The sequence below is a fragment of the Synechococcus sp. R3-13 genome (assembly GCF_047462195.1).
In the GTDB taxonomy this organism is placed as follows: domain Bacteria; phylum Cyanobacteriota; class Cyanobacteriia; order Thermostichales; family Thermostichaceae; genus Thermostichus.
On sequence record NZ_JANSIO010000136.1, the window covers coordinates 1 to 7,990 of the forward strand.

General features: G+C 60.3%; 5 protein-coding genes. 2 read left to right on the forward strand and 3 right to left on the reverse strand.

Annotated elements, in window-relative coordinates:
- Positions 1-346: 346 nt before the first annotated feature.
- The 3 genes from NW856_RS04435 to NW856_RS04445 all read right to left on the reverse strand — a co-directional run bounded on the left by NW856_RS04435 (position 347) and on the right by NW856_RS04445 (position 5,478).
- Positions 347-1,489, reverse strand: a complete 1,143-nt coding sequence (locus tag NW856_RS04435) for a type IV pilus twitching motility protein PilT (protein ID WP_414383847.1) — start codon at positions 1,487-1,489, stop codon at positions 347-349.
- Positions 1,490-1,620: 131 nt separating this feature from the next.
- The gene (locus NW856_RS04440) at positions 1,621-3,684 is read right to left on the reverse strand and encodes a GspE/PulE family protein (RefSeq protein WP_414399306.1); all 2,064 of its coding nucleotides are present in this window, start codon (positions 3,682-3,684) and stop codon (positions 1,621-1,623) included.
- Between the two features lie 156 nt (positions 3,685-3,840).
- Positions 3,841-5,478: an acetolactate synthase large subunit gene (locus tag NW856_RS04445; protein ID WP_414399309.1), complete on the reverse strand. Its 1,638-nt coding sequence runs from the start codon at positions 5,476-5,478 to the stop codon at positions 3,841-3,843.
- A gap of 178 nt (positions 5,479-5,656) precedes the next feature.
- On the opposite strand from NW856_RS04445, the gene NW856_RS04450 reads away from it, so the two are divergent.
- Positions 5,657-6,709: a dipeptide epimerase gene (locus NW856_RS04450; protein ID WP_414399307.1), complete on the forward strand. Its 1,053-nt coding sequence runs from the start codon at positions 5,657-5,659 to the stop codon at positions 6,707-6,709.
- Positions 6,709-7,770: a DUF1611 domain-containing protein gene (locus tag NW856_RS04455; protein WP_414399308.1), complete on the forward strand. Its 1,062-nt coding sequence runs from the start codon at positions 6,709-6,711 to the stop codon at positions 7,768-7,770. Before NW856_RS04450 ends, NW856_RS04455 begins: the two co-directional genes overlap by 1 nt.
- The last annotated feature ends 220 nt before the right edge of the window (positions 7,771-7,990 follow it).

A 7,990-nucleotide genomic window follows, 5' to 3' on the forward strand; every position in this document is an offset into this window, starting at 1 on the left:
AAAAAGGGCTTTTCTTCCTGAATGTCCTCCTGTTTGGCGAAAATCCCATCTCGGCGCAGCCGTGCACGAACTTCGGTCAAGCTGTTGGCCACCACCGTCAGGCGTACCGGCTGACCGGCCTTTAACCCCCGAACCTTGTAGCGCGGCATGGCTGTACCCCCGGCTAGATCGCTCTAAATAACGAAATGGCTTTAAATGTTTCGCAGGTGCAAAAGAAAAGTCAGCCCAAACCTTGGGCAGATCAACAATCTCTCAGCTAGAGCTTAGCCACAAATCAAGTCAGCGGCTAGAGATCGGCAATGAACCCTCACCCCGGGATCCCAGCACTGCCTGGTGGCAACGAGGTTTAGCGACGGGCGGCAACTGCTGGTGGCCGCTGTTGCTGGGCAGCCGCGGCTGGCGAGGGCCCGGTAACGTTGCCCAAAAGCCGTTGCAACTCCTCGGGGCGAGAGGTCTTAGACATGGCCGTATCGAAGTCGATCTTGCCCTGTAGGTAAAGGTTAGCCAGATCTTGCTCCAGCGTTTTCATGCCCTGCTTGCCCCCCGTCTGGATAGCCGAGTAGATCTGGGCAGTTTTGCCCTCCCGAATCAGGTTGGCAATGGCCGGCGTCACCACCATGATTTCCTGCACCAGCACCCGTCCAGGCTCTCCTGGCTTGGGATTGAGGCGGCGGGCCAGAGTTTGGGAGAAGACGGCCTTGAGGGAGTTGGAGAGCTGCACGCGAATCTGCTGCTGCTGCTCGGGCGGGAACACATCCACCAAGCGATCCACCGTCTGGGCGGCAGAACTGGTGTGTACCGTGGCAAAGCAGAGGTGGCCCGTCTCGGCGGCGGTAATGGCCAACTGGATGGTCTCCAGATCCCGCATCTCCCCGATCAGGATCACATCCGGATCCTCCCGCATCGCTGCCCGCAGGGCATTGGCAAAACTCTTGGTGTCTTCCCCCAGTTGCCGCTGGTGGATGATGCTGCGAATGGGGGTGTAGATATACTCGATGGGATCCTCGATGGTGAGGATGTGCTCGGCCCGCTCACGGTTGATCATGTCGATCATGGAGGCCAGCGTAGTCGATTTGCCAGATCCCGTTGGGCCGGTTACCAGCACCAAGCCCCGCGGCAGGCGAGCTGCTTCCTTACACACATCCGGCAGGCCCAGCTTGTCGATGTTGGGGATCTCAGAAGCCAGGGCCCGCATGGCGCAAGCATAGGTGCCGCGATCGCGGTAGACGTTCACGCGGAAGCGCCCGATCCCCCGCACCCCATAGGAGCAGTCCAGTTCCCAGTTTTGCTCCAGCTGCTTGCGCTGGTTGTTGTTCAGCATGCTGAAGATCAACCGCTGCACCTCCTCTGCCGAGAGAGGCTCATGCTCTGTCGGCTCAAGGTGACCATTGATGCGGAAGTAGGGGGGCAAACCCGCCGAGATATGAATGTCGGAACCGCCCTTTTGGACGATTGCTTCCATGAGGTCTTCGATCATCAGTTGGGGCATAGGGTTGGGTTCTCCAAAGGCGAGTAGAACTGTCTATCAAAAGAGCCGCCGGCCAAAGCCATGTGAGAAAGGCAACTGTATAGGACTGTTATAGTCGGCACCCCAACATCGTCAAGTGCCAAGCCGACTTCCTAAAACTTCGGGGTCAGGCAATAGGGGCAGTCCATCCAGTCCACATGCAAGGCCGCGCCACAGTTGCGGCAGGTGCTGAGAGCCTTGGCACGGGCCTTCAGCTCGCTTTCCAGACCCTTGTCGGTGAGGGTCACCCGATCCACCTCCTCCAGCGTGGTGAGGCCCTGCTTCACCAGCATCAAACTGTAGGCCAGCAGGGTTTTCATGCCACTTTCCACCGCCGCTTCTTTGATCACCTCCGTGGGGGCCTCTTTGTTGATCAAGTCCGCAAGGCGGTCGTTCATGCGCATGAACTCGTACACCCCTACCCGACCTTTGTAGCCCACGCCCCCACACTTCTCGCAGATGGGCTTGCCGGTGGCCTTGCGCTGCTCCACTTCTTTGGGGGAGAGCTTGTTGGCTTTGTAGAAGGTGAGCTGCTCGCCGTCGCCACTGAGGGTAAGGCCATAGCGGGCCAGCTCCTCCGGCGTGGGGTGGTAGGGGATCCGACATTCGGTACACACTCGGCGCATCAAGCGCTGAGCCAACACCCCCAGCAACGAGCTGGAGATCATAAATGGCTCGATCCCCATCTCCGTCAGACGGGCAATGGCGCCAGGGGCATCGTTGGTGTGCAGCGTGGTCAACACCAAGTGGCCCGTGAGGGAGGCTTCGATGGCGGTTTTGGCCGTCTCGTGGTCGCGGGTTTCCCCCACCAGGATCACATCCGGGTCTTGCCGCAAGAAGGCCCGCAGGATCATGGCAAAGTCCATGCCCTTTTCTCGGATCACCTGCACCTGAGTGATCCCCGGCAGCGAGTATTCAATGGGATCCTCGGCGGTGCTGATGTTGATGCCCGGGTCGTTCACCTCCGCCAGGGCCGAGTAGAGGGTGGTGGTTTTCCCGGATCCCGTTGGCCCGGTCACCAAGATTAGGCCAAAGGGTCGCCTGACAATCTCCTTGAAGCTTTCCAAGGTCTCTGGGTCGGTGATCAGCTTGTCCAGCCCCAGTTGGGTGGCGGAGTTGTCCAGAACCCGCAGCACGATCTTCTCCCCATAGCGGGAGGGCAGGGTGCTGACCCGAAAGTCCACCTTGCGCCCCTTGAAGACCCGCCGAATCCGCCCATCCTGGGGCATGCGCCGCTCGGCAATGTTCAAGTTGGACATGATTTTGAAGCGGGCAGTGAGGGCGGGGACGATCTTCTTGGGAAAGTTTTCAAAAGCCTGCCGCAACACCCCATCTTTGCGGAAGCGGATGCGCAGGTATTCTTCTTGTGGCTCGATGTGGATGTCGGACGCCCCATCCTGCAGGGCCTTGACCAGGATCTGGTTGGACAGTTTAATAATCGGGGCATCATCTGCCGATTTGACCTGCTGCTCCAGGGATCCCTCGCCGGCCTCATCGGCAGCCACATCCTCAATAGCATCCAGATCGATTTCGGCAGTGTTGACCACCACCTCTTCTTCCTGTTGGGCAGCAGCCGCGTCGTTGATCCCTTTAACAGCAAGTAAATCCGCCTGCACATCCATGTAGCGGTTGATCAGGGTCTCGAAATCCCGCTGGGTGAAAACCCGCCGCTGCAGCTTGAGCCCTTGGATGCGAAAGCGCCGTTGGATGTCATCCAACGCCTGCAGGTTGTCCGGCTTGACCATTGCCACCATCACTTGATTATCCTGGCGGCGGATGGGCAAGAACTTGTAGCGGTTGCAGATGTCGAGGGGCAGGATCGAGTCGATCAGCCCGATTATCTCCGAGATCTCCACCGGCTCCAGGTCGACATCCAGGGAGGGGATCCCGTAGATGATTTTCAGTTCAAAGAGCTGCTGCCGTTTGTAAGCCCGCTCCAGGTCAGGGGTGATCTCTTTGCCCACGATATCCTTGACCACCAGAGCCAGGGCCTTGCTGTTGCCCTCTCGATCCGCTTTGAGGGCGTTTTGGATGTCCTGGATCTGCTTATCGTCGGCAAAGCCCAGCTCCTTTAACTTGCGGCCAAAGGGGGTAATGCTGACGTTGGCGATGGCCAGAGCTTTGCTGGCAGCGCCGGCGCGGCGCGAGGTAAAGGGAGGGGAAGGAAGATCGTTCATGCTGGCGGGTCACCCACAATGCCTCTATTTCACTGCACTTGGCTGCTAAGGGTCAACGGTAAAGATACATAAGTCTGGACTTCCCAGAGGCCGCCAACCCTGGGCTTACTATGCCCCAACTCGGCTCAAATCTCGCATTCACATCCATCTCGTCCCCTAAGCCTCGCAGACCAACGCTTGCGACCGCTGGGTTAGGTAAAGGTTTTCGCTGTAATCGACAGGGCAGTCGATGAGGGTGGGCACCGGCTGCTCGAGGGCCTGCTTCAGGATGGGGATCAGCTCGGCAGCCTTTTCGACACGGTAGCCCTTGAGGCCCATGCTCTCCGCCAGCTTGACGAAGTCTGGATTGCCGAACTTGACGAAAGCAGCCTCGTTGTATTGATTGTGTTGCTTCCACTCGATCAGCCCATAGCCGCCATCGTTGAAGATGAGAGTTACAAAGGGAGTGCCCACCCTGAGGGCAGTTTCCAGCTCTTGGCAGTTCATCATGAACCCTCCATCTCCGGTTACGGCCACGATGCGCCGGTCGGGATGCACCAATTTGGCGGCCAAGGCCCCCGGAATGGCGATGCCCATGGCGGCAAAGCCGTTGGAGATGAGACAGGTGTTGGGTTTGTCACAGTGGTAGAGGCGGGCCATCCACATCTTGTGGGCACCGACATCGGAGATGACGATGTCTTCCGGTTGCAGGACTTGGCGCAGGTCGTAGATCAGCTTTTGGGGTTTGATCGGGTAGCTCTGATCCTGGGCATAGCAGGTGTACTCGCGGACGATGTTCTGCCGCAGGCTGAGGCCATAGGGATCCGGCTTGCCCGTGCGATCGCAGCGGCGCAGGATCTCCATCAGGGAGTCGGAAATGTCTCCCACCACCTCCACTTGCGGAATGTAGCTGCTGTCGATTTCAGCCGGCAGGGCGGCGATGTGAACGATGGGGATGGTGCCGTCGGGGTTCCATTTCTTGGGAGAGTACTCGATGAGGTCGTAGCCGACGGCGATCAGCAGATCGGTTCGGTCGAAACCACAACTGACCAGATCCCGCTGCTGTAGGCCAACGGCCCACAAGGACAAGGGGTGGGTGTAGGGGATCACTCCTTTGCCCATGAAGGTGTTGACCACGGGGATGTTCAAGCGGGTGGCAAATTCCGTGAGGGCGCTGCTGGCTTGGGCGCGAATGGCTCCATTGCCGGCCAAAATCAAGGGGTTGCGGGCGCGGGAGATCAGGGACGCCGCTTCGTTCAGGCTTTGATAGGAGGCGTAGGTTTTGTCCAGGCGATCTCTCCTCAAGGGAGTGCCGCTGGCTTCCATGGCGGCGATGTTTTCCGGCAAGTCGATGTGGACGGCCCCGGGCTTCTCGGTTTGGGCCAATTTGAAAGCCTTGCGCACGATCTCCGGGGTGATGCTGGGGCGCACGATCTGGGCATTCCACTTGGTGACGGGGGCAAACATGGCCACCAAATCCAGGTATTGATGGGATTCGATGTGCATGCGGTCGGTGCCGACTTGGCCGGTGATGGCCACTAGGGGTGCTCCATCCAGGTTGGCATCGGCAACTCCGGTCATCAGGTTGGTGGCGCCCGGCCCCAAGGTGGAGAGACACACCCCCGCTCTGCCCGTCAGCCGGCCATAGACATCGGCCATGAAGGCGGCCCCCTGTTCGTGGCGGGTGGTGATAAAGCGAATTGAGGAGCGGCGCAGGGCTTGCAGGACTTCCAGGTTTTCTTCGCCAGGAACGCCGAAGATGTACTGCACCCCCTCATTTTCCAGGCAGCGAACCAGCAGTTCGGCGGTATTCATGGTGGCAAGGGTATGGAGAACGGTGGATCTGGATCCCACCATAGACGGCGGACGGGGCAAGGGATAACTTGTTTTCTGGGCTTGGGGACGGGGGCAGGCTGGGCTGGGAACCAAGCTAAGCTCAAAGGGGCGGCCCAGGCCCAATTGCCCCTCCAAGCTTCCTCTTCTGGAGATGCCCATGCGGCTCTACGTCGAACCTTTCACCGTTCACAAGCGCTACGCCTTGACCATCAGCCGAGGTACCCACAGCGATACAACCTTGGCTTGGGTGCGAATTGAGGAGGAGGGAGTTGAAGGGTGGGGAGAGGCTTGCCCTTTTTCGGTGAGCGACGACTACCACCAGTCTCTGGACGACATCCTGATGGGCTTGGACGTGGCCAAAGGGATCCTGCGCCGCCATTCCCCCTGGGAGCGACAGCCAATCGAGGCAGAACTGCTGCGGGCCGGGATCCCTTCGGCAGCGCGGGCAGCGGTGGATATGGCCCTGCACGATTGGATGGGCAAACGGCTGGGGAGGCCCCTGTGGCAGTTGTGGGGGCTGGATCGCTCCCGCATTCCGCCCACGACGATGACGATCGGCATCTCCACCCCGCAGGCGGCCCGCCAGCGCGCCTTGGCCTGGATGGAACAGACCCAAGCGCGGGCTTTTAAGATCAAGCTGGGCAGCGACTCGGGGCTGATGGCGGATCAGAACATGCTGATTGCCGTGCAGGAGGTGATCCCGCTGGGATCCCTGATTACAGTGGATGCCAACGGCGCTTGGACGGTGGAGCAAACCCTGAGCATGAGCAACTGGCTGGCGGGGCAAGGGGTGAGCTACCTGGAGCAGCCTTTGGAGAGGGGGCAGGAAGCGAAGCTGATCACCCTCTGGCACGAGTCGAAGCTGCCCATTTTTGTGGATGAGAGCTGTATGGACAGCCGCGATATCCCCCCTCTGGTGGATCGCGTCCACGGGATCAACATTAAGCTGATGAAGTGCGGAGGCCTCAGCGAAGCCTGGCGCATGATCCACACCGCCAAAGCCCACGGCCTACAGGTGATGTTGGGCTGCTACAGCAACACAGCTCTGGGGAATACGGCGGCGGCCCACTTGGCTCCCCTGGTGGATTACCTGGACTTGGATAGCCACCTCAACCTCATCGACGATCCCTTTGCCGGGGCCATCCTGCAGGACGGCTGCCTGCTCCCCACCGACCGACCGGGTTTGGGGGTAGAGCTGCGGGAGGAATAATGGGAAGGCCGGAATCCCTGTCCAGCGAAAGTCGCGTGGCCATCCTGCTCCACGGGGGATTGCTGGGGGAGCATGGGAAAACGGGGCTGGGGCTGCTGCGCTACGGCTCTTTCCCGGTGGTGGCGGTGATCGACCGGGAGCAGGCGGGGGGATCCCTGGCCCATCTGACCGGAATTGCCAAAGACATTCCCATCGTGGCCTCGGTGGAGGAGGCGCTGGCCCACCGGCCTGAAGTTCTGGTGATTGGGATCGCCCCTTCAGGGGGGCGGTTGCCGCCAGCCTGGCGGGAGGAGTTGGGCCTGGCCCTGCGAGCTGGCCTGTCTCTGGTGAATGGGCTGCACACGCCTTTGGCCGAGGATCCCCAGTTTCGGCAGTGGTTGCAGCCGGGGGCCTGGATCTGGGATATTCGCCGCGAGCCCCCCAACCTGTCGGTGGGGAAAGCCCTGGCCCGCACCTTGCCCTGTAAACGGGTGTTGACGGTGGGCACCGACATGAGCGTGGGCAAAATGTCCACCAGCTTGGAGCTGCACCGGGCCAGCCTGAGACGGGGCCTGCGCTCCCGCTTTTTGGCCACCGGGCAAACCGGGATCCTGATCGGCGGCGAGGGGATCCCTTTGGATGCGGTGCGAGTGGACTATGCCAGTGGGGCGGTGGAGCAACTGATCTTACGCTATGGCTCTGACCACGACATTCTGCACCTGGAAGGCCAGGGATCCCTGCTCAACCCCGCCTCTACGGCCACCTTGCCTCTGTTGCGTGGATCCCAGCCCACCCACCTTATCCTGGTACACCGCGCCGGCCAGATCCACATCAAGGGGATAGACTACGTGCCCATCCCGCCCTTACCCAAGGTGATTGAGCTGTATGAACAGGTGGCGGCAGCTGCCGGGGCTTTTGCCCCCGCGCCCGTGGTGGGGATTGCCCTCAATACCTTGGGCTGGGAGGAAGAAGCAGCCCTAGAGCAGATCCGCCGGGTGGAAGCCGAGACCGGACGGCCCTGTACGGATGTGGTGCGTTTTGGGGCGGATCCCTTGTTGGAGGCAATTCTGGCGGCAGGATAACTCAGCTTGCAGCCGGATCCGCGCCCATTGTCCATCTGGGAAAAACTCATCATCTTCAACAGGTGAGCGATTCAGATGGTTCCCGGTGCCGTTGTCTTCTCTGAGATGCGATCTCCTCAGCCAGGTATTCTCGATCCAAGTCGCTCCCATTGGCCGGGGGCCAGGAACTGGGCTTGCTCCGTGTTCAGAGAAGAGCATGACTCTAGTCAATAATAAGCTC